Below are 21,793 nucleotides of genomic sequence, written 5' to 3' on the forward strand. Positions count from 1 at the left end.
ATTTTTTTGAAGGCGATGCGGACTTCTTCCCAGGATTTTGTTTCGGAATTATTCATCATTCGTATGTAGATGCGATCGCTTCTATAGCAATCCTAAATGATTCGTGAATAAGAGATCCCCGACTTCTTTCTCGAAGTCGGGGATCTGAAGGGCTAGCATCTACAGCTCAAATCGGATTGCTTCTAGTGTCTGCTCTTAGCAATAAGATATATTAAGTTTTAGGAAAATCTGACGTAGTTTATTTTAGCTTTTTCTTAAAAAGGAGTGCGCTTAATGGTTAACTACGGTTTAAATTTAGCCTCGTTACTTGGTTTAATGTATTGGATTATCGGTTGAATTTATCCGATAATAGCTATTATTTTAATAATTAAACGTTCAAGACAAACGAGTGTTTTGTCCCTAATTGTTTATGTTATTCAAATCGTATTTTTACCAGTAATAATGTTCTCGTGTGGCTTTATTTTATTTTCTCAAGGTTGGCGTTTAGACCCAATCCTTCAGTTTGTACAATTTCTTTTAACAGGGGTCATTATTTGCATAATTATCAAAGATATTTATAGTGATTTTATTTAAAATTAGAAAGGAGTTAATGAAATGATAAATTTTGGTTTAAATTCAGCATCGATTTTAGGGATAATATATATTATTCTGGCTATAACCTATCTAAGTTTAATTAAAGGTGCAGCATCCGCATGAAGAAATAACTTGAGTGCCTCAGTTTTAAAATTAGATAAATTTGTATCTGCAATTATAAGAAGTTTGCTGCTAATTTCCGGGATAATTTTATTTTTGCAAGGTTGGCGTTTAGATCCAGTTTTACAATTTGGGCAATTTCTTTTATTTTTATTAATCCTTTATATGATACTGAAAGATATTGTACTTGAGCGGATAGAGCGACGTAGATAAATTAAGAAGAGTGTCCGGTGAAAGAGTGGTAATTCTTCAGAGCGATCGCTCTTTTATCTCCCCCTAATAAACCTAATTAAACATAACTACGTTTTTCATGTAAAAAAGGTAATAAGAGTTGGAGGGTAGCACAGTTCGGTGGGCTACCCTCCTATTTGTGGTCAGTTGCAAGTAATGCTAACTGTTGAAAATTCCCGGCGATCAATTACCCATTACTATTCCCAACAAATTCAGTTTATTTTTACCAATCTGCCTAACTTCAGCTAATTAATAAAACTGGTAGGATTTCCCGCCGTAATCGGCTTGGGAATTGGGCTAGAGATGCCTGAAGGCGCTTCCGTCGAACTGGGTGGTGTCGCCGGTTGGTTGAAGTGTTGATAAGCGGTACGAGATATCTGGCGAATCAACTCTGAGGCCTTAGCGTCATTGTGGGGGCGTTGCACCATCACAGCAGCAATGTAGCGCTTGCCAGTGGGCATATCAATCAAGCCAACGTCTGCGATCAAGGAGCCGATATCGCCGGTTTTGTGGGCGATGTTAGCGCCTTTCCCCAGTCCCCGTGGCAGCAACGAATCTGTTACCGTTTGTTGCATGATATGCAAGATGCGATCGCGCGATGGCACCGAGACCACATTGCCTTGATTGACCATTGCCATCACCGTCGCCAACTCTTTAGGACTCGTAGTGTTCGTTCCTTCCAAGTCCGGTAGGGCGTTGTGGATAACAGTTGACGTCAATCCCCAAGATTGGAACCGCTGATTCAGCGCCTCAGCACCGCCCAAACGCTGAATCAGCATATTGGTAGCGGTGTTGTCACTAATCGCAATCATCTTAGTTGCCACCTCTAGGGCGGTGTACTTTGTCCCTGGCTTTTTGTACTGCAAATCGCCGGAACCAGAACCCATCAGATTTTTCTCTAACGTTAACGGTTCATCCAGACGAATTTTTCCAGCATCCACATCTTGGAAAAAGGCGACGAGAATTGGCACTTTAATGGTGCTAGCAGCTGGGAAGATTTCGCTACCCGAAAAGTCGAGATAGGCACCCGTCTCCAACTCTACTAAAAAGACGCCTGGATTTAATTTGGAATTTTGCGTCACCAGCGCCTGTACGTGTGCTTTCAGCGCTGGGATTTCTTGATTCAGCGTCAGAACGGAAGTACCCACCGCCGTACCCATCGCCGTGTCAGCTTGAGCTGGTGATTTTTGTCCCGGCGCTTGACCAATCGCCCCGACGGCTGACTGCTGATGGAGGGCGGAATCCTTGTTAGCAGCGCCTGCTAGCTGGCGGGTTGCCGGGTCCCAAGCAGATAAAACAGTTCCCGCGATCGCACCAATTCCCACTCCCAAGATGAGCAGACGGGCACCGTACAGCCAGGGAGAAACCGGGCGTCCGGGCGATCGCGTCCGGCGCTGAGGTAAAGTTCCCCCGCTCTTATGCGTGCCTGTGGGCTGAGCTGGCTGGGCAGGAGGGCGTTTCTGGAAGCGCCTCACATTCCCCTGTGACGGGACGGGGTAAGGGCGCACTGCCTCGCGCAGACTTTGATTGGGGATTGAACCGCCTTGACGCGAGCGATCGCGGCGGCTTGTTTGGGGTGCAGGTGCTTCTATCCCTTGCCTTCCCTGATTCACATCGGAAGCGAATCGCGAGAGTGATTTCCTCATTGGCGTGGTGGATCTTAAGGAACGATTGGGAGCAGAATTTGACTGCACCTGTCGCAGTGACAGACTGGCGCGGGAGGAGTTTCGAGTACGGAGGGACGGGGAAGATTTTTTTTGTTCTGTGTCTAGGGGCGCATTTTTCAAACCGAAACCCATCCTTGCTGAACTTTGATTCTTTCCTCGCGGCGTCGCAGCCACTTCACGGCTCACGCTCAAGGGTGTCGTTTTGAGTGCGTCGCGTCGATTCCGCGACGCGGGTTGTCTTTTTTGTTGCTCCCGCCGACGTTCGCGGATGTCAGAACGATTGTGTTGGTTCGGTGAGGATGAACTATTTGGGCTTTGCCCATTATCTTTAAACGTACTTCCTCCTGATACCGCTGACACAACTGACTGAGTTTCAGACTGCTGAGTCACTCCTAACTCCTCCACCACTATGGTTATTGTTAATTGTTAGCTGTTAAAAAGAGTGACTAACCACTGTACCGGCTAAGCCTTGGCTTTACTTTTCCAGGGTCTATCACTTGCATCAGGGAACGAATGCTTTTGCGTATCGCAACACCGCTAACGGACAAAAGAGCGTTAACGTTAACGTTCCTAGCAACTTTTGCTTATTTTATGGTGCGTCTTGCTGTTCTGGTTCATTAGCAACAGAATGTGGCAAAAATTGTAGCGCCCAGTCCATCTGGCTGAAAATGCCTCGGAGCATTGCCACTTCTGCTTTGCTGGGATTGGCTCGATTGAACAGACGCCGGAATTTTTCCATACGGCTGCCGGCGGTGTGGGGATAGAGATAACCCATTTTTAATAACACGGCTTCCATCTGTTGATAATACCCCTCCAAAACTTCTAATGAGACAGGGTCAATGGTCAGTTGTGGGTTTTCAGTTGGGAGAGGCACGGTACTGCCATGCCCGTACTGTTGATTGTCAGTAGTTTGCGACTGACTGCTGAGTGCTGACCAATTTTGGTAAAGCTCGTAACAACAAATCCCAACTGCTTGAGCCAGATTTAATGAAGGATACTCCGGATTCGTGGTAATGCGTACAAATCGCTGAGCATAGTTTAATTCCAGATTACTTAACCCGCGATCTTCTGGGCCAAAGAGCAAGGCTGATGGCAGCGGTTCTTCCAGCAACCAAGGTAAAGCGATTCTGGGATTTTCTAGCGGCGTGTCTAACGTTCGGGAGCGGGTAGTGGTGGCGATCGCTTTCACGCACCCTTGTAATGCCTCTGGGATCGTCGCGACTACCTGAGCCGATTCCAGGACGTCTATGGCATGAACTGCCATATCCGTTGCTTCTTTCGAGAGGCGATCGCATTGCGGATTCACCAGTACCAACTGCCGCAACCCCATATTTTTCATCGCGCGAGCCACAGAACCTACGTTCAGCGGGCCTGCTGGCTCTACCAATACAATCCGCACCTTAGCTAATCTAGTCTCATCCATAAGTAAAAAGAATAAAATAGTCTAAAAGCGCATCTCTCTATGGGCGGACATAATTACCTGACTTCCGATCTATTTCGTAAAATTGAATATTGGTAATGTACCGTCAAATTAACATGAAGCGCGTTCGATCCAAGTCCGACTTACCCAGCAAAATTTGCCCGGTATGTCAGCGTCCCTTTACCTGGCGCAAAAAATGGGCTGATTGTTGGGATGATGTGAAATACTGTTCGGAGCGCTGTCGCCGCCGCCGCAACCAAGCCAATGAGTCCGCGTAAAAGCCCAATTTTTAGATTTTCGATACTGGATTGAAAACATCACAAATCTAAAATCTGAAATCAAGGCTGAGTCTTGGTATTTATTAAAAATTACAAAGGATTGAAATATGTCACTCAATCAGGTGCAACCCAAGGTGATTATTCACGGTGGTGCCGGTAGCGCCCTCAAAAGTCAAGAGGGGGCTGACGCAGTCCGCAAATCACTCTACAAAGTCGTGGAAGAAGTTTATACCCTGCTTTTGGCAGGAGCAACTGCCCAAGCAGCAGTGGTACATGGTTGCCACTTGATGGAGGACGATCCCCGCTTTAATGCGGGAACAGGTTCGGTACTGCAATCAGATGGTCAAATTCGCATGAGTGCCTCCCTGATGGATGGGGCATTTCAGCGCTTGAGTGGCGTGATTAATGTATCCCGCATTCAACATCCCATCGATCTGGCCCAAGCTTTACAAGCTTCACCCGACCGCGTGCTATCAGATTACGGGTCGGCAGAACTCGTGCGGGAATTGCAGGTTCCGATTTACAATCCGATGATCGAGATTCGCTTGCAAGAGTGGCTGCAAGAGCGGAGCGAGAATTTTATTAAAGAAGCCGCTGGGGTGGTAGCGGAAAAAGAGCTGGTGGATGACCCAGAGGCTGGACGCGGCACGATTGGAGTCGTGGTTTTGGACGGTCAGGGAAATTTAGCCGCAGGCACTTCGACGGGAGGCAAAGGTTTCGAGCGGATTGGTCGAGTCAGCGATTCCGCAATGCCTGCGGGGAACTACGCCACCGCTCAAGCGGCAATTAGCTGTACGGGGATTGGAGAAGACATTATTGATGAATGTCTGGCAGCGCGGATTGTGGTGCGGGTGACGGATGGTTTGTCTCTTGCAGATGCCTTCGAGCGCTCCTTTACCGAAGCGCGTGGGCGTCAGCGGGATTTTGGGGCGATTGGGATTGATGCAACCGGAGCGATCGCATTTGGGAAAACGAGCGAAGTCCTCCTCGCTGCTTTTCACACTGGCGAACAGATGGGCGATACCTTGGAATGGACGGGTGACACCCTATCCGGCTTCATTTCTTAAGTGCAAGTAGGGTGGCAGGTTGCAGCCTGCTTGCAGTTAGGGTGTAAAAATATTAACCCCTAGGCGCATACATAACGACCAGCGTGCCAAGCAGAGCAATCCAACCTCCTAACAAGTCAAATTTGTCTGGAGCTATCTTATCTACCTGCCATCCCCAAAGAATAGAAAGAACGATGAAGACACCTCCATAAGCTGCATAAACTCTCGCAAAATTGGCAGGTTGCAGCGTCGCAATGATTCCGTAGAGAATCATTGCGATCGCTCCTAAGAAAGCAAACCAAATACTCTTATTTTCCCGCAGCCAAAGCCATATCAGATATCCTCCACCTATTTCGCATAACCCGGCTAAGACGAAATAGAATACAGACTTGATAATTGGCATCTTGATTTACTCCTGCTGGGGTTTTAAGCGCCAGCCTTTTCTGACGACTTGACGGGCACGGGCAATTACCAAAGAATCATCTAGAACGTCTTTCGTGACCACAGACCCGGCGGCAACGGTTACGTCTTCTCCCAGTGTCACTGGCGCAACCAGAACGCTGTTGGAGCCGGTTTTCGTGCGATCGCCGATTTTGGTACGATGCTTCTTCACGCCGTCATAATTAGCAGTAATTGTCCCCGCCCCGATGTTCACTTTATTTCCTAAAGTGGCATCGCCTAAATAGGACAGGTGGGCCGCATTGGTGCGATCGCCCAAGGTGCTATTTTTCAGTTCCACAAAATTTCCGATGCGGCAAGATTCCCCGACTTCTACATGACCGCGCAAATGAGCGTAGGGGCCAATCCGGGTGCCCTTTTTAACCACACTGTCAGTCACCACAGAATAAACCACCGTCACATTTTCCCCAATCTGGCTATTTTCAATCAAGCTACCAGGGCCAATGCGACTCCCAGATGCGATCGTGGTATTTCCCCGCAGATGAGTTTGCGGTTCGATCGCTACATCCGGTTGCAACTCTACCGTGTCATCAATGGTAATCGTGTCTGGACTCACGAGAGTCACACCCGCCGCCATCCAGGCATCCTTGACTCGCTCTTGTAAAATTTCGTAAGCATTACTCAGTTGTTTGCGGTCGTTAATTCCCAGAATTTCCTGGTAATCCTCCACATCCACAGCCATCACCGGCTCCATGAATTTAACCGCATCGGTTAGATAGTATTCCTGCTGGTCATTGTTCGGTACCAGTTGCGGCAATACTTTTTCCAGTTGAGGCCAATTGAAGCAGTAAACTCCTGCGTTAATCCGGCGATTTTGCTTTTGAGCAGGCGAGCAGTCCCGGTCTTCTACAATCTCTTTGACCAGATTTTGACCATTACAAAAAACCCGCCCATAGCCTTTGGGGTTTGGCATTTGGGCGGTAAGGAGGGTGGCGGCGTTCTGATGCTCTTGGTGAGTTTGCAGCAGATTTTTGAGCGTTTGCGATCGCAACAAAGGGACATCCCCATTTAAAACCAGCAAATCGCCGGTGAAGCCTTCCAGATGGGGGAGTAATTGCTGGACGGCATGACCCGTGCCCAACTGCTGGGTTTGTTCAACAAACTCCAGATTGGGAAGTGGGGGCAATCGATCGATGACTTCTACCAAGGCATCTTTGATGCGATCGCCTTGATACCCAACGATGACGAGGCACCGCGATGGTTCGACTTCAGACAAACTATGGAGAACCCGTTCGACGAGCGATCGCCCTCCCAAGGAATGTAGGACCTTGGGCAGATCCGATTTCATCCGCGTCCCACGTCCCGCTGCAAGAATTGCTACTGCTACCATATTCAGCTTTTCGCGTTATCAGACCAGCTAAAAGAATAAAGGATGAAGCATGAACCATGAAAGAGCGTTCGTGGTTCTTTCCGGGTGAAACATTGGCTCAGTCAGCCGACGCCAGCATCCGACTAAATTTTTGAGTCAATGCGATCTGCCCCTACACGGCTTCTGGCATCGCCTCAGCAACGCGAGCTGATTGAATAAACTCAGTAAACTTCTCTACTAATTGAGGATTTCTCCAACCTTTTGCCGTTTCTTCTGCAAAAATTTCTAAGGCTTGTGCTGATGTAAACGCGCGTTTGTAGGGACGTTCGCTTGTCAGGGCATCGTAAATATCAATAATTTGAAAAACCTGCGCCAAAAAAGGAATCTCCTCATTAGCTAAACCATCGGGATAACCCGTTCCATCCCAGCGTTCGTGGTGATTGCGAATAATTGGAATGACGCCCCGCATGGTTCGCAGCGGCTGACAAATTTTCTCACCAATCAGGACGTGCTGCTTCATAATTACCCATTCTTCGTCGTTGAGTTTCCCTGTTTTGAGCAGCACGGCGTCGGGAATGCCCACTTTACCGATGTCATGGAGATAACCGCCCCACATCAAATCCCGAACTTCGTTGCGAGAAAGATTCAGAAATTCACCAAAAGCTTTACCCATTTCCACCAGCCGTTCGCAGTGATCGCCTGTCGCCGGATCGCGGCTTTCAACACTACGGGCGATCGAGAACAGGACTTGTTCGGCGTGATCCAGGTCTTCATTCAAACGCTTTTGCTGGACGAGAGACCGGACTCTGGCAGAGAGTTCTAAGCGATCGAAGGGTTTGGTCAGAAAATCATCTCCACCTGCTTCAATGCCCAGAATGCGCGATCGCCTATCATTTAGCGCCGTGATAAAAACGACCGGGATCAGGCGGGTTTGTTCGTCTTGTTTTAACTTCCGACATACCTCAAACCCATCCATCCCCGGCATCATTACATCCAGCAGAATTAAATCTGGGTTGCACTCGACTACACGCTTCAATGCATCTGGCCCACTTTCTGCCTCCAAAACTTCGTAGCCTTCCACCGATAGCAGTGCTACCGCCGTCATCCGACTGGAGGGATGATCGTCAACCACCAGAATTTTGGGCAACTCCGAACCTAGAAAGCTCACTGAAGACAACCTTGTTTGAGAAGAAGCAGCCGTTGATAAATTGAGCATGATTTATAACATAAATTTGTTTTTAGTATGAGCGAATAGCTTAACCGTGGAATCGGGTTTTTCACGGATATTAACAGCACTTAGCAGACATCTTGATTGCAGCTTCCGTCTTCTGGCATCAGGCATCGATTTAATCTTCTGATAACCTACAAAATTCAGAGATTCTTTAGCTGTCCGGGTTCGGTCAGACAGTTCTTAAAAGTTAATAATCTTTCACTTGAGCGATTGCAAAGAATGCTACGATTATACACCGCAGTTTGAGACCTAGACCATTGCGGCGATCGCATTCAATCCCGATCGCGGACTGTAATAACCCGCACTGTTTGCAAGCAGAGGTTTGTTCTAAAGCACTTGCTTGTAGAGCTATTGAATTCTGAGCTGAGATTGAAATAACCAACGCTTTTTCCAATGAGAGGTTGGCTCTAAAGCACTGGCTTGTTGATCGATTTGACGACGCTGCAAAATCGCATCAGCAGGTTCGCACAGATGAGGGTCGCGGTAGGGAATGGCAGCTTTGGTGTGCAAATGCTCTTGTTCTTGTACTGAAAGCGCCGCTATATCTAGGTTTGTAAAACTAGCGACCGTTCCAGGCGATCGCCTTCCCACAGGGAATGTCGCACCAATTTGTAACCCAGCGGCGATTAAAGCAGCCCGCACCGCCGCCGCACAAGAATAAGTGGCAAGCCTCCCATCGGGTTTTAAGCACTTGGCAACCCAGCTTAAGAATTCCACCGTCCACAATTGCGGACATCGGGGGGGTGAAAAAGGATCGAGAAAAATCGCATCTGCCCGGAAGTTTGAGTGGTATATCTGCTGAATTGTGGCTCTGGCATCTCCCACGATTAGCTGAGCATTCAGGCGTTCGGTCTGAACTTTGCCAGAAGTGGCTAGCTGGTGGAAAATTTGAGCGTTTTCTGGGTTCCAGTGGTTCAAGAGATGGTGCGCGATCGCTGCTTTTGGTACCGATGCATCTAGTTCCAGCCCCACCCACTCCACTCGGCAATTTGGATTCACTTCCCAAATCGTTTCCAAAGCCGCCGCGGTGTTGTAGCCCAGACCATAACAAATATCCAACAAATGTAATGTTGGTTGCTGTGCTTTCTGCCTAAGTTGAGTCGGTTCGACAAACTTAAGTTCGGCTTCCTTCTTCGCACCCTGCTGACTATGAAAAGTTTCGCCAAACTCTTCTGAAAAGAAGGTGAATGAGCCATCAGCGGTGAGTTGAGGTGTGAAGATGCCCATGTCTTGCATTTTTTAGAGAGGAAGGCAGGTTAATAAAGCACTGCAAAAACTGCTTAAGCTCAGTTGAAACTAAATTTAATTTTTCCAGATGACGAGTGACTCTTAGGCAAACTGCACGACTTCGGCTACGCTTGCCCACTCCTGAACCCACTTTTTACATAATGCATCAATCACTTCAGCCTCTTTAATACGAGATAACATGAAGCCCTGATTACCAAGATGCTGCTCTATGGAAGCTCTAAAGTGAGAAATTTTCGGTCATTTATTCTTGAAAACCGCTCGTGAAATCTTTCTAATAAGCAAATCAAAAGTTTATCATACCGCTGATTAAATGCATTACCAACGGGTTGCAGTTTATTTGGTGAAACTGGTTTAGTTTTGGTCAAAATGTAACCTTTACAGCTTAGCGATAATTTCGTGTCTTGCTATCTATTTTATTGGTTCTAACACTCAGCTAACTCTATAAATTGTAAGTGAGTCGCATGGATACTTGGAGTTGAATTCTAAACAGAAACGCGATAGCTTCTCCACTATTGCCTTGGCAACACAGATGCGATCGCTCCCTGAAGACTTGTACACTGTTTTGATTGCAAACAGTCAAGTCAATGACCGATACCCCTTTTGTCGTTTCCGCCCAGTGGCTTTCCGAACACCTGAACCTTAGCGCAGCGACTCCAGAGCTTTCGCAAGTTATCGTTGTGGATTGTCGCTTTTCCCTTGCCAATCCGGAATTGGGACACCAGCAGTATCTCACCAGTCACATTCCCGGTGCCCACTACCTGGATCTCAACAAAGACCTTTCTGCACCCGTCGGACAGCACGGGGGAAGGCATCCATTGCCCAATCCCGATGAATTAGCCAAGAAGTTAGCAGCCATTGGGGTAAATTTTCAGGAAACCTTGGTTGTTGCCTATGATGATTCCCGATTTGCCTTTGCTGCACGTCTCTGGTGGCTGTTGCGCTACCTAGGGCACGATCGCGTGGCTTTGTTAGATGGCGGCTTTTCGGGATGGCAGGCAGAGGAATATCCGGTTACAGACGTTCTTCCAACGCCACACAAAGGCAAGTTTGTGCCTCAGGTGCGACAAGACTGGGTAGTAGATATTGAAACCGTCAAAGCTAGAAAAGACTTGCCAGGAGTGGTATTGGTAGATTCGCGGGAAGGCGATCGCTTTTCTGGCGAACAAGAACCCATTGATCCAATTGCCGGTCATATCCCCGGAGCCGTAAACTATCCTTGGCAGGAAGTATCGAGTAGTCAATCTTACCTACGACCGATGACGGAACAACGCGCACGATGGGTAGGCTTAGAGCAAGCTGAGGAGGTTTTAGTCTACTGTGGTTCTGGCGTTACCGCCTGCGTAAATCTGTTGTCTTTAGAAATAGCGGGAGTTCATACGGGCAAGCTATATGCTGGTAGTTGGAGTGATTGGTGTTCTTACCTGTAAATACTATAAAGGCAGTGCTTAAGTACTTGCCCTAACTATACGATAGTGTCCACTAGGACAGTAATAGAGTCCTCAACTAAGGTAGAGTTTAAAGAAGAAGTTATGTTTGACTTTATCGGTGCTGTTCCCCTTTTTCGACTTTAATCGCCGATTTTGCCCTAAAAACCTCCTGAATGCCAGCAGGTTTTGGGGAGATCCGGAAAGATAAAAAAGAATAGGGATTGCACTAAAGTACTTATGAATAATTATTCGTAACAAATTGCTAGAATAAATCATTCCACTAAAATTCTTTTCTACAAATTTTAGGTTTTAGTTTCTATGGCTTTCTTAATGAACCGTCTTTCTATTTTTGTAGACGGGAACAATATGTTCTACGCTCAACAAAAAAATGGTTGGTTTTTCGATCCTAGGCGAGTATTGGAATACTTTAGAAAGGAACAGCCCGATACAAATCTCATCAACGCCTTCTGGTACACCGGGCTAAAAGATCCGCAGGATCAGCGAGGATTTCGAGACGCACTAATTAGTTTGGGATACACCGTCCGTACAAAAATTCTTAAAGAATATTACGATGACACTTCCGGTCGCTATTCGCAAAAGGCGAACTTAGATATTGAAATTGTTGTTGATATGTTTAATACAGTAGAACAGTACGATCGAGTAGTTTTATTCAGTGGAGATGGCGATTTTGAAAGAGCCATCGAACTGTTACGTTCTAAAAATACGCATATTACAGTAGTTTCCACAGAAGGAATGATAGCGAGAGAGCTAAGAAACGCTACAGACCGCTACATAGACCTGAATGAAATTCGGGAATTTATTGAAAAAACTGAATATTAGTCTTCAAACCTTAGTTTTTTTGGCTATAACTAATTAGCAAGAACTAATGACTAACGGCGAATGAATCAAACTTGAAGGATGTGTTTTTTTGACCTATGAACGTTGAACCTAGCCAAGACCGGATTATTATTTTCGATACGACCCTTCGAGATGGGGAACAGTGCCCCGGCGCAACTCTGAATGTAGACGAAAAGCTGAGTATCGCGCGACAATTGGCTCGTTTGGGCGTGGATGTGATTGAAGCGGGGTTCGCTTATGCTAGCCCAGGAGATTTCGAGGCAGTTCAGAAAATTGCCAAGACAGTCGGGACAGAAGATGGCCCGGTTATCTGTAGTTTGGCAAGAGCGATCAAAGCAGATATTGAAGCCGCGGCAGAAGCGCTAAAACCGGCGGTAAAAGGTAGGATTCACACCTTTATTTCGACATCTGATATTCACTTAGAATATCAGCTAAGAAAGACAAGGGCTGAAGTGTTAGCGATCGCAGAAGAAATGGTCGCCTACGCTAAATCCTTCATGGACGATGTAGAATTCTCCCCAATGGATGCCGCTCGCTCCGATCCAGAGTTCCTCTACCAAGTGCTAGAGCGGACAATTGCGGCGGGTGCCAAAACTGTCAATATTCCCGATACCGTTGGTTACATGACTCCCAGCGAGTTTGGTGACTTAATTAAGGGAATTAAAGAGAATGTGCCGAATATTGACCAAGCAATTATTTCCGTACACGGTCATAATGACTTAGGCTTGGCGGTGGCGAACTTCTTGGAAGCCGTGAAAAATGGCGCACGACAGCTAGAATGCACCATTAACGGCATTGGCGAAAGAGCGGGGAATGCATCGCTGGAAGAATTGGTGATGGCACTCCATGTTCGGCGTCAGTATTACAATCCATTTTTAGGACGCCCAGAGGAGTCAGAAGAACCCCTCACGAATATTGACACAAAGCAAATTTACAAAACATCTCGGTTAGTTTCCAACTTAACAGGGATGTTGGTGCAGCCGAATAAAGCAATTGTGGGCGCAAATGCTTTTGCACACGAGTCTGGCATTCACCAAGATGGGGTACTGAAAAACAAGCTCACTTACGAAATAATGGATGCCCAATCTATCGGCTTGACCGATAATCAGATTGTACTGGGCAAACATTCCGGTCGCCATGCCTTCAGCGCTCGACTGAAAGAATTGGGATTTGAACTATCAGAAAGTGAGTTAAATAAAGCCTTTCTGAAGTTCAAAGACTTGGCGGATAAAAAGAAAGAAATCACCGATTGGGATTTGGAAGCGATCGCTAACGATGAAATCCAACAAGCCCCAGAACTTTTCCGCTTAGAATTGGTGCAAGTCTCTTGCGGCAGCAACTCTCAGCCCACCGCAACCGTTACCCTTCGCACTCCCGCAGGCGAAGAACTCACCGACGCCGCCATCGGGACGGGACCCGTAGATGCCGTTTACAAGGCAATCAACCGCGTCGTCAACGTCCCCAACCAACTGATTGAATTTTCCGTTCAATCGGTAACGGCTGGAATTGACGCTATCGGAGAAGTCACGATTCGCCTACGGCACCAAGATCGAGTATTTTCCGGTCATGCTGCCAACACCGATATCATCGTCGCCTCCGCCCAAGCCTATGTCAACGCCCTGAATCGCTTGTATGTTGCCCTAGAAAAAGAAGAGACGCGATCGGCAGTAATCTCCCAAAAAGTATAAACCGCAAACAGCCATAGAGGTACGCAAAGTGAGAAAATCCTTTGCGTACCTTTGCGTTTACCTTTGCGAACCTTTGCGTTTAATTCTTAATTATGGATATTTTTGACAAAGAGAAAAAATTCCACGATCAATGGGCATCCACCATTGATGTAGATGGAATCAAAGTTAAAGATTATTTTGAAGCTTGTACTTCCCCTGAAAATCGTTTCATCCTCAGACGACTGGGAGATATCAGAGGCAAAAAGCTTCTCGATTTAGGGTGTGGTGCTGGGGAAAATAGCGTTTACTTTGCCAAAAAAGGGGCGCTGTGCGTGGCATCTGACTACTCTCCCGGCATGGTGGAAGTCGCCCTACAACTGGCAGAGAAAAACGGCGTCGAGATTGAGGGGCGAACCATGAATGCGATCGCGCTCGATTGCCCCGATAATAGTTTTGATATTGTCTACGCCTCGAATTTGTTGCACCATTTACCCAATCCGAAACTCGCCATTCGGGAAATGCACCGGGTGCTTAAACCGGGTGGAAAAGCTTGTTTTTGGGACCCTCTGAAACACAATCCAGTCATTAATGTGTACCGCCGGATTGCGACGAAAGTGCGGACTGAAGATGAAACGCCGCTGGATATTAATATTGTCAATTTTGTAAAATCCCAGTTTTCAGAAACGTCTTACGATACGTTTTGGTTGGCAACGCTGTGGATTTTTCTACGCTTCTATTTAATTGAAAAAATCGATCCGAATAAGGAACGTTACTGGAAGAAAATTATTATTGAACATGAAAGATTGGCACCCAATTATCAACGGTTAGAGAAGATGGATGGCGTTTTGAAAAAGATTCCTTTAATGAAGCGTTTTGCCTGGAATCTTGCTGTAGTCGCAACGAAATAATTTGTATTTCTCAAGTAAGCGGAGGATGAGATTAATTACTAAAAATTGTTAGCTTATTTTGAGAAAAAACTCACACTGGTTAGGTTTCTAACCTCAAACGAAGCTAATAATTCAGTAATTTGTAAGCGTTATTAGGACTAATCCCCAGCAAAAGTCACAAGTAAAAATTAAAAATGAAAGATAAATTCTTGCATTTTTAATTTTTAGTTATTAATGATTAATGGTGGCTAGTTCATCCAGTTGAGCGAGGGTCTGCCAAACTTCGTGCAACATTTGATCTAGCCCAATGCCAGCAACCCCTGAAATCAGGAATACGGGTGCATGACTTAACTGACGAAGCTGTTGCGCGATCGCTTCCACATCACGATCGGGATCGATCGCATCCACCTTGTTCAGCGCCACAATCTGCGGACGATTTGCTAGCCCCCGACCGTAAGAGTGCAACTCCTGCTGTATCGTTTGATACGCAACAATGGGATCTTCGCTAGTCCCATCAATCAAGTGCAGCAGTAATCGGGTACGCTCGATATGACGCAAAAAGTCGTGTCCCAACCCGGCACCCATATGGGCACCCTCAATTAAACCTGGAATATCAGCAAATACGGTGCCGTCACCGCTGGGTTTGCGTACCACCCCCAGATTCGGCACCAACGTTGTAAAAGGATAATCTGCTACCTTCGGTCGTGCCGCTGAAATCGCCGAAATCAGCGTAGACTTACCGGCATTGGGTAAACCAATAATCCCCACCTCAGCTAAGAGCTTCAATTCCAAACGCAGCTGCCGTTTTTCCCCCGGCAACCCGTCTAAAGCATAATCCGGCGCTCGATTGCGGTTGCTCAAAAAGTGCTGATTTCCCAAACCTCCCTTGCCACCCTTCGCCACACAAAAAGTTTGCCCGGTCTCAACCAAATCGCTCAGCAACTCATCCGTTTCGGCATCATAAACCATCGTGCCACGGGGAACATGAATCACGCGATCGCGTCCCGCGGCACCCGTGCGATTATTTGGCCCTCCGCGCGAACCGTCTTCAGCCTTGAAACGATGGGTATACTTGAAGTCCAGCAAGGTTTGCAAATTCTCAACCACCTCTAGAATCAGCGAACCACCGCGACCGCCATTCCCCCCGGATGGCCCCCCAGCCGGCACATATTTTTCCCGTCGGAAAGCGACAATTCCATCGCCCCCTTTCCCCGCCTCCACTTCAACTTCTACCTGATCGATAAATTGCATAAATTTCCTTTGCTAATTGCTAATTGTTACTGATTGATCGTTTGCTCCGGGATGCCATGAACCATGAACCATGAATCATGAACCATTAGCCATTAGCCAGTCTTCCATTAACAATACGGTGACACATCTTCACCACAATCATCCGCCAAATAGGATAAAGCGCGAAAGCGCAAACCCACTAACTGCTCGTAGATGGGATTGAGCTTACACAGCGGTGGAATGTGGACAATTTTGTGACCAAATAGCTTGACATCGCGCTCAAACGGGCACTGGGCAGGAATCATTTTGCACAAGAATCTCGCCAATCGCGGATCGTGAATTTCTAGCCCATCTAGCCATACCCGTACTGGGCGCAGCACATCCCGCTGCCGAATCCGAGCCGCTGCTCCTTTGTCCGAGTCAGCGGAAATCTCGCTTTCTGAGGTAGGAATCAGCGTTTGCCGCAGCAATGAAAGCGCTTTCGGCTGCTGTCCTAATGCCTCACAAAACTGGAATAGCAATTCATCCTCGCTGGAGGAATAAACGCCATCTGCGACTGCCACCATCACAGCGGTACGCAGGAAATCTTCTGCGCTTCTGGCATCTTGCTTAAAAGCCGCTGCTAATTCATCGGCAGTAATCGGTTCGAGCGATCCCAAATCCATTGTGGGCGCTACTTGGTTCTGAGTCAGCGATGAAATTAATTTCTGTTCTTCGGCGTCAAAATTGCCGTCTGCCCAAGCAACCATTAGCAAGCCGCGTATCCAAACCGCCATTTGCTCGCTGGTATAGGGAGACTGAAGTACGCTCGTCATAACACTCTGATTTGCTTGAATTTACGTTGCGATCCCTTTGAGTCGATTCTAGCTCTGGCTCAGCCTCGGATGGCTGTAAACTTAGAGACGGATCTCCTCACTTTATTGATATTTCTGTGAATTCACCAGAATTTGGGTTATTCCTGATTTCGATCCTAGCGAGCGTTGCAGGGCAATTTTTGCTCAAAGCTGGAGCTTTGAAGTTAGGCAGAGTCAATGCAGCTAATTGGATCGGTCATCTTTTAAGCATTCTCGGTACACCAGAACTTCTAGCGGGTCTGGCTTGCTATGGTTTAGGGGCTTTTGTTTATATTTTGCTACTGACGCGGGTGAATCTCAGCATCGCTGGCCCTGCGGTAAGTCTGACTTATGTATTCTCTGTGCTGCTGGGTTATTTTATTTTCCGAGAAGCGATTCCTTTGAGCCGCGTGGTGGGTTTGGGTCTGATTATCAGCGGCGTGGTGTTGGTGATTTGGAAAAATTAAATTTCGTGCATTACGCCCTGCGCCACTTTTTCTTAACCCCTATTGATTGGGCGAAAATACAGAAAGTTGCACACCGGGTGTCATTAGTAATTGCTAATTGGATTGTATCAACCATCATCCTTCACCCTTTTAGGAGTCGCGACTGCAACTAAACCATATACTCGGATGCCATGTTGTGCGAGTGTTTGAGCCGCAGATTGAGCGGTTGCTCCCGTGGTGTAAATGTCATCTAATAACAGGACTGGCGTAGATGGACGGCTACGAAGAAATTCTTTTCCAAGGGAGAAAGCGCCAGCTAAGTTTTTTTCTCGCTCGGTGCCAGATAAGCTAAACTGAGCCTCTGTCGCCCGTACCCGTTCCAAACCCAGCGATCGCATGGGGTAGCCGGTATAATCGCAAAAGCTTTGAGCCAGTAAATCTGCCTGATTGTAGCCTCGCTGACTCACTTTGGAGGGGTGCATGGGGATGGGCACTACGGTTAATTTGATCTGAGCGGATACCGGAGAATTCAGCCATGCTTGAGCAAGCCAATGACCCAACGGACGAGCCAGTTGGGGATGGTTTTCATATTTTAGGGCAGCGATCGCTCTCTTCATTGCCCCTCCATATCCCCCCCAAGCAAACACGGGTAGTTGCCCTTGCCAAAATTGGTTAGGATTGGACATCTGACAGCGTTGCAGTTGCCGCTGACAGTCTTCGCAAAATTCTTGAGAAGTCGGGCGCTGGCAGAGTGGGCAGTTGGACTTCAGAAATAGATTTAGCAAACCTTTTACAGTCTGGCTCCAATGCCCCATTTTGAGTACCTCCTCCTTTGGGGAGATTTCTTTAAAATACAAGTAGGTTTGTAAGCGATCGCGCAAGTAACGTCTAGCTTAATCTTTTACAAAATTAATGAATTTAACTTTAAGAATCAGAGTTTTTTTAAACTTTCACACCGAATTACACCAAAAAATTAGCTGAAGTTCCAGAATAATGGCTGACTCTAATCATGTCAGAAAAAAGTCGTCGAACACGAGCTTCGGGTCGCAGGTCATTGGCCCCATCCTAACAGTGGTGACGCTTGTCGCCATTGAGGTGCTGTCTCAGACAAAATTTGCCATCCCCAACCCAGGCCCGATTTCCCTCACCACGGTTGTTTATGCTACCTTCAGCGGCAGTTTTTGGGCTGGGTTGATTAGCGCAGCGATTTCGCTGGTGTATGCCCTTGGCTTCTTTTCCAACCCCGGACATTTGTTTGAGTACACAGACGAAAATGCCCGTCACTTGCTCGTACTAGCCTTCACCACACCAGCTCTGGTGTTGATGGTCGGGTTTCTAAAGCGCCGCGCAGAACAAGCTTTGAGGCTAGAGGCGACTAACGACATTCTGAATCAGCAACTGGGCGAACGCAAACAGGTCGAGGAAAAGCTGAGGAGGGCAAACGAGCGCTTTGAGCTGGCGGCTGCGGCAATTAATGGGATTATCTACGAATTGGATCTGACTCAGAACACGATAGAAAGGACACAGGGGCTGAGTGAGGTTCTAGGCTATCAAATTGAAGAAGCCCAAACAACTGTTCAGTGGTGGATGGAGCGGATTCATCCGGATGACCGACAGCGGGTACACGAGGAAATAAACAGCAAGATCGCCGCCAGTAGTAGTTTTACCGTCGAATATCGGATTCGCCACAAAAACGATCGGTATCTATATGTTTGGGATAGAGGGCTTATCGTGCGAGATGCTAATGGGCGTGCAGTGCGCGTAGTTGGCTGTACTTTAGACATCAGCGAAAGCCGAATTGCTCAAGACGAATGCGATCGCGCTCATTCGCAATTGGAAACCGAACGCGCCCTCCTAGAAGCGGTGCTGCGGCAGCTACCAGTCGGCGCGATCGTTGCGGAAGCTCCCTCTGGGAAGCTGATCCTCGGCAACGAGCAGGTGGATCGGATTTGGCGTCATCCTTTTCGGCAATCTAGGGATATTGAGGAGTACCGCGAGTACCAAGGCTTCCACGCCGACGGGCGACCTTATCAGCCGCAGGAATGGCCTTTGGCACGTTCCATCAGCACCGGCGAAGTCGTCATTGATGAAGAAATTCAATTTTTGCGGGGGGATGATACGCGGGGCACAATGCACGTCAGCTCCTCTCCGGTATGCGATCGCGCCGGCAAACTCGTCGCTGCTGTTGTCACCTTTTTCGACATCACTCAGCGCTCTTCAAACCAAGCTTTGTTAGCGACGCAAAACACGGTCTTGGAAATGATTGCCAAAGGTGCCGCCCTCCCCTCCGTGCTGGATGTTCTCGCCCGGTTGATCGAACAACAGTCGGATGGCGCTCTGTGTTCGATTCTGCTGATGAACAAAGAAAAGCAAAAACTCTATCGCGGTGCAGCACCCAGCATTCCAGACAGCTACTTTCAAGCAGTCCCTGACGGGATTCCCATCGGTGCTGTAGCTTGCAGTTGCGGTACGGCGGTTTATCGGCGCGAACCAGTAGTTGTGTCGGATATTGCCAACGATTTCCTGTGGGCAGAATACAAAGATTTGCCTTTGTCTCATGGATTCCAAGCGTGTTGGTCAGTCCCGATTTTTGCCACGAATGGAGATATCTTAGGCACTTTTGCGATGTATTACCGCAAGCCGCAACAGCCTAGTTTGCACGACCAGAAACTGGTTGAGATATCGACCAATCTGGCAGGCATCGCCATTGAGCGTCACTGCACCGAAGAGGCAAAGCGGCAAAGCGAAGCCCGATTTCGGCGTCTGGTGGAATCCAATATCATCGGGGTCGTCTTCGCCGACTTTAACGGCAATGTCACCGATACCAACGACGCCTTTTTGAATCTGCTTGGCTACACCCGCCAAGAGCTGCAAACGGGCAAAGTGCGTTGGGATATCATGACCCCGGAGGAATTCGACGATTTGGATCGGCACAAAAACCAAGAAATGCTGAACTCCGGCACGTGTACGCCTTGGGAAAAAGAATACGTTCGTAAAGATGGCAGCCGCGTTCCAGTTCTCGTCGGGTTGGCTCGGTTGGAAGAATCTCCCGATAGTTGCGTTGCTTTTGTCCTCGACCGCACCCAACGCAAGCGTGCAGAGGAAGCACTCAAAGAAAGTGAAAAGCGGTTCCGTCAGCTGGCAGAAAACATCGATGAAGTGTTCTGGATTCGTTCGGACGCTCCGAAACAGTTACTCTATGTCAGTCCCGCCTATGAAAAAATCTGGGGTCGCACGACCGTAAGCCTTTACGAAGACCCTTCATCCTGGGTGAATTCCATCCATCCAGAAGATCGAGAGCGGGTAATCGCTGCGGCGAAAAAGCAGAGCTACGAAAAGTACGATCAAGAGTATCGGATTGCCCGACCCGACGGCGAGGAGCGCTGGATACGCGATCGCGCTTTTCCGATCCAAAACGATCGGGGAGAGGTTTACCGCATTGTTGGCATTGCCGAGGACATCACTCGCGCCAAGCAGTTAGAAGCGACTCTGCGGCAACAGGCAGAAGAATTAGAGAGAGCAAGCCGGATCAAAGACGAATTTTTGGCAATCGTCTCCCACGAACTGCGGACGCCTTTAAACGCGATGCTGGGTTGGGCGACGATGCTCCGGACGCGGAAACTCAATGAAACCACCACCGCGCGGGCGCTAGAGACGATTGAGCGCAACGCCAAATCACAGGTAAAACTGATTGAGGATTTATTAGATGTCTCGCGCCTAATTCGCGGGCAAATCCGCCTGAATATTCGTCCAGTTGACCTGATATCGGTAATTGAGTCATCCATCAATACCGTCTTACCTTCCTGCGAAGCCAAAGCGATCGCTCTAGAATCAATGCTCGCTCCTGATATTGGCGTTGTGATGGGTGATGCAGAACGCTTGCAGCAAATCGTCTGGAATCTGCTTTCCAATGCCATTAAGTTCACACCGGAAGGCGGACGAGTCACGGTAAAGTTGTCAACGGTTAAGGGGAATGAGTCATCGGGAATCGGGAATAGCAACCCATCGAACCCATTCCCCATTCCCAACCACGCCCAAATTGAAATCAGCGACACCGGATTGGGCATCAGTCCTGACTTTCTGCCCTACGTCTTCGAGCGCTTTCGGCAAGCGGATAGTACAACGACGCGATCGCAAGCGGGTTTGGGGCTAGGGTTAGCCATCGTCCGCCAACTGGTGGAACTGCATGGCGGCACCGTTGAGGTGACGAGTCCAGGAGAAGGACTCGGAGCGACCTTTACAGTGCGGTTGCCCCTCTTAGAAAGGACACAGGTAGGACTAAAAACTTCAGGACTGTTAGCGCAGCGGCAGGAAGTGCAGATTGACCTAGAACAAGCAAATGAGAAAACCCAAAATTACTCTTACTCCTCAACCCTCAACCCTCAGCCCTCAGCCCTCAGCCCTCTTCCCTCCTCTTCTCTCAGTCCTCAGTCCTCAGCCCTCAGTCCTCTTCCCTCCTCTTCCCTCACTCCTCCTGTCCTGAACATTCTGAGTGGAGTGCGGATACTGGTTGTAGATGATGAAGCAGACGCACGAGAATTTCTTTCCACAGCCTTGGAACAGTATGGAGGAAAGATACTTGCTGTGGCATCCGTTCTCGATGCCTTAGAAGCACTCGAACAGTTTCAGCCGGATGTCCTTGTCAGCGACATCGGAATGCCCTTGGAGGATGGCTATTCGCTAATTGCCAAAGTTAGGAACCATTCGGCAGAACGAGTGAGGCGGCTGCCAGCACTCACACTCACCGCCTATGCAAGTTCGGCAGATACCGAGCGAGCGAGCGCTGCGGGTTTCGATGGACACATCGCTAAGCCAGTTGAGCCATCCCTGTTAGCAGAAGCGATCGCTAAGCTTATTCGCTAG

The 21,793-nt window shown here is 48.0% G+C and carries 19 protein-coding genes; 10 read left to right on the forward strand and 9 right to left on the reverse strand.

Annotated elements, in window-relative coordinates:
- Positions 1-441 precede the first annotated feature (441 nt).
- Both H6F50_RS26915 and H6F50_RS27845 read left to right on the forward strand, forming a co-directional pair.
- Positions 442-573 (forward strand): Ycf66 family protein, encoded by a 132-nt coding sequence (locus H6F50_RS26915; protein WP_242028904.1) that lies wholly within the window; start codon positions 442-444, stop codon positions 571-573.
- Positions 574-759: 186 nt separating this feature from the next.
- Positions 760-906, forward strand: coding sequence for a Ycf66 family protein (locus tag H6F50_RS27845; protein WP_347277136.1), 147 nt, complete (start codon positions 760-762; stop codon positions 904-906).
- 263 nt (positions 907-1,169) lie between these two features.
- Here H6F50_RS27845 and H6F50_RS05035 read toward each other — a convergent pair whose 3' ends face one another.
- Complete coding sequence (locus tag H6F50_RS05035; RefSeq protein WP_347277135.1) at positions 1,170-2,981, reverse strand: serine hydrolase; 1,812 nt, start codon at positions 2,979-2,981, stop codon at positions 1,170-1,172.
- Between the two features lie 199 nt (positions 2,982-3,180).
- A complete protein-coding gene (locus H6F50_RS05040; protein WP_190426981.1) occupies positions 3,181-4,014 on the reverse strand; it encodes an RNA methyltransferase in 834 nt (277 codons plus the stop codon).
- A gap of 113 nt (positions 4,015-4,127) precedes the next feature.
- On the opposite strand from H6F50_RS05040, the gene H6F50_RS05045 reads away from it, so the two are divergent.
- Both H6F50_RS05045 and H6F50_RS05050 read left to right on the forward strand, forming a co-directional pair.
- Positions 4,128-4,289: a DUF2256 domain-containing protein gene (locus H6F50_RS05045; protein ID WP_190414705.1), complete on the forward strand. Its 162-nt coding sequence runs from the start codon at positions 4,128-4,130 to the stop codon at positions 4,287-4,289.
- 107 nt (positions 4,290-4,396) lie between these two features.
- Positions 4,397-5,356 (forward strand): isoaspartyl peptidase/L-asparaginase, encoded by a 960-nt coding sequence (locus tag H6F50_RS05050; protein ID WP_190414704.1) that lies wholly within the window; start codon positions 4,397-4,399, stop codon positions 5,354-5,356.
- A 52-nt stretch (positions 5,357-5,408) separates the two neighbouring features.
- Here the strand turns inward: H6F50_RS05050 and H6F50_RS05055 are convergent, their stop codons facing one another.
- From H6F50_RS05055 to H6F50_RS05070, 4 genes are all read right to left on the reverse strand, one after another.
- Positions 5,409-5,738 carry a YnfA family protein gene (locus tag H6F50_RS05055; protein ID WP_190414703.1) on the reverse strand — a complete coding sequence of 110 codons (330 nt, stop codon included), beginning with the start codon at positions 5,736-5,738 and terminating at the stop codon, positions 5,409-5,411.
- 6 nt (positions 5,739-5,744) lie between these two features.
- Positions 5,745-7,124 carry a bifunctional UDP-N-acetylglucosamine diphosphorylase/glucosamine-1-phosphate N-acetyltransferase GlmU gene (glmU, locus tag H6F50_RS05060; protein ID WP_190426984.1) on the reverse strand — a complete coding sequence of 460 codons (1,380 nt, stop codon included), beginning with the start codon at positions 7,122-7,124 and terminating at the stop codon, positions 5,745-5,747.
- Between the two features lie 151 nt (positions 7,125-7,275).
- On the reverse strand, positions 7,276-8,271 hold the full coding sequence (locus H6F50_RS05065) for a two-component system response regulator (protein WP_347277137.1): 996 nt from the start codon (positions 8,269-8,271) through the stop codon (positions 7,276-7,278).
- A 411-nt stretch (positions 8,272-8,682) separates the two neighbouring features.
- A complete protein-coding gene (locus H6F50_RS05070; protein ID WP_190426987.1) occupies positions 8,683-9,570 on the reverse strand; it encodes an MnmC family methyltransferase in 888 nt (295 codons plus the stop codon).
- A 596-nt stretch (positions 9,571-10,166) separates the two neighbouring features.
- Here H6F50_RS05070 and H6F50_RS05075 point away from each other — a divergent pair.
- The 4 genes from H6F50_RS05075 to H6F50_RS05090 all read left to right on the forward strand — a co-directional run bounded on the left by H6F50_RS05075 (position 10,167) and on the right by H6F50_RS05090 (position 14,442).
- A complete protein-coding gene (locus tag H6F50_RS05075; protein ID WP_190426990.1) occupies positions 10,167-11,009 on the forward strand; it encodes a sulfurtransferase in 843 nt (280 codons plus the stop codon).
- Positions 11,010-11,327: 318 nt separating this feature from the next.
- Positions 11,328-11,849, forward strand: a complete 522-nt coding sequence (locus tag H6F50_RS05080; protein ID WP_190414139.1) for an NYN domain-containing protein — start codon at positions 11,328-11,330, stop codon at positions 11,847-11,849.
- A 95-nt stretch (positions 11,850-11,944) separates the two neighbouring features.
- Positions 11,945-13,555: a 2-isopropylmalate synthase gene (locus H6F50_RS05085; protein ID WP_190426993.1), complete on the forward strand. Its 1,611-nt coding sequence runs from the start codon at positions 11,945-11,947 to the stop codon at positions 13,553-13,555.
- Between the two features lie 92 nt (positions 13,556-13,647).
- On the forward strand, positions 13,648-14,442 hold the full coding sequence (locus H6F50_RS05090; protein WP_190426996.1) for a class I SAM-dependent methyltransferase: 795 nt from the start codon (positions 13,648-13,650) through the stop codon (positions 14,440-14,442).
- A 210-nt stretch (positions 14,443-14,652) separates the two neighbouring features.
- Here the strand turns inward: H6F50_RS05090 and obgE are convergent, their stop codons facing one another.
- Positions 14,653-15,672, reverse strand: coding sequence for a GTPase ObgE (gene obgE, locus H6F50_RS05095; protein WP_190414133.1), 1,020 nt, complete (start codon positions 15,670-15,672; stop codon positions 14,653-14,655).
- Positions 15,673-15,779: 107 nt separating this feature from the next.
- Positions 15,780-16,466, reverse strand: coding sequence for a Mo-dependent nitrogenase C-terminal domain-containing protein (locus H6F50_RS05100; RefSeq protein ID WP_190426999.1), 687 nt, complete (start codon positions 16,464-16,466; stop codon positions 15,780-15,782).
- Between the two features lie 116 nt (positions 16,467-16,582).
- Between H6F50_RS05100 and H6F50_RS05105 the strand changes: the two genes are divergently transcribed.
- Positions 16,583-16,951: an EamA family transporter gene (locus tag H6F50_RS05105; RefSeq protein WP_190427002.1), complete on the forward strand. Its 369-nt coding sequence runs from the start codon at positions 16,583-16,585 to the stop codon at positions 16,949-16,951.
- 107 nt (positions 16,952-17,058) lie between these two features.
- On the opposite strand, the gene H6F50_RS05110 is transcribed toward H6F50_RS05105, so the two are convergent.
- The gene (locus H6F50_RS05110; RefSeq protein ID WP_190427005.1) at positions 17,059-17,745 is read right to left on the reverse strand and encodes a ComF family protein; all 687 of its coding nucleotides are present in this window, start codon (positions 17,743-17,745) and stop codon (positions 17,059-17,061) included.
- Positions 17,746-17,923: 178 nt separating this feature from the next.
- Here H6F50_RS05110 and H6F50_RS05115 point away from each other — a divergent pair, with 178 nt between their 5' ends.
- The gene (locus H6F50_RS05115) at positions 17,924-21,793 is read left to right on the forward strand and encodes a PAS domain-containing protein (protein WP_190427020.1); all 3,870 of its coding nucleotides are present in this window, start codon (positions 17,924-17,926) and stop codon (positions 21,791-21,793) included.

This window comes from Coleofasciculus sp. FACHB-712 (assembly GCF_014695635.1).
Classification (GTDB): Bacteria; Cyanobacteriota; Cyanobacteriia; order Cyanobacteriales; family FACHB-T130; genus FACHB-T130.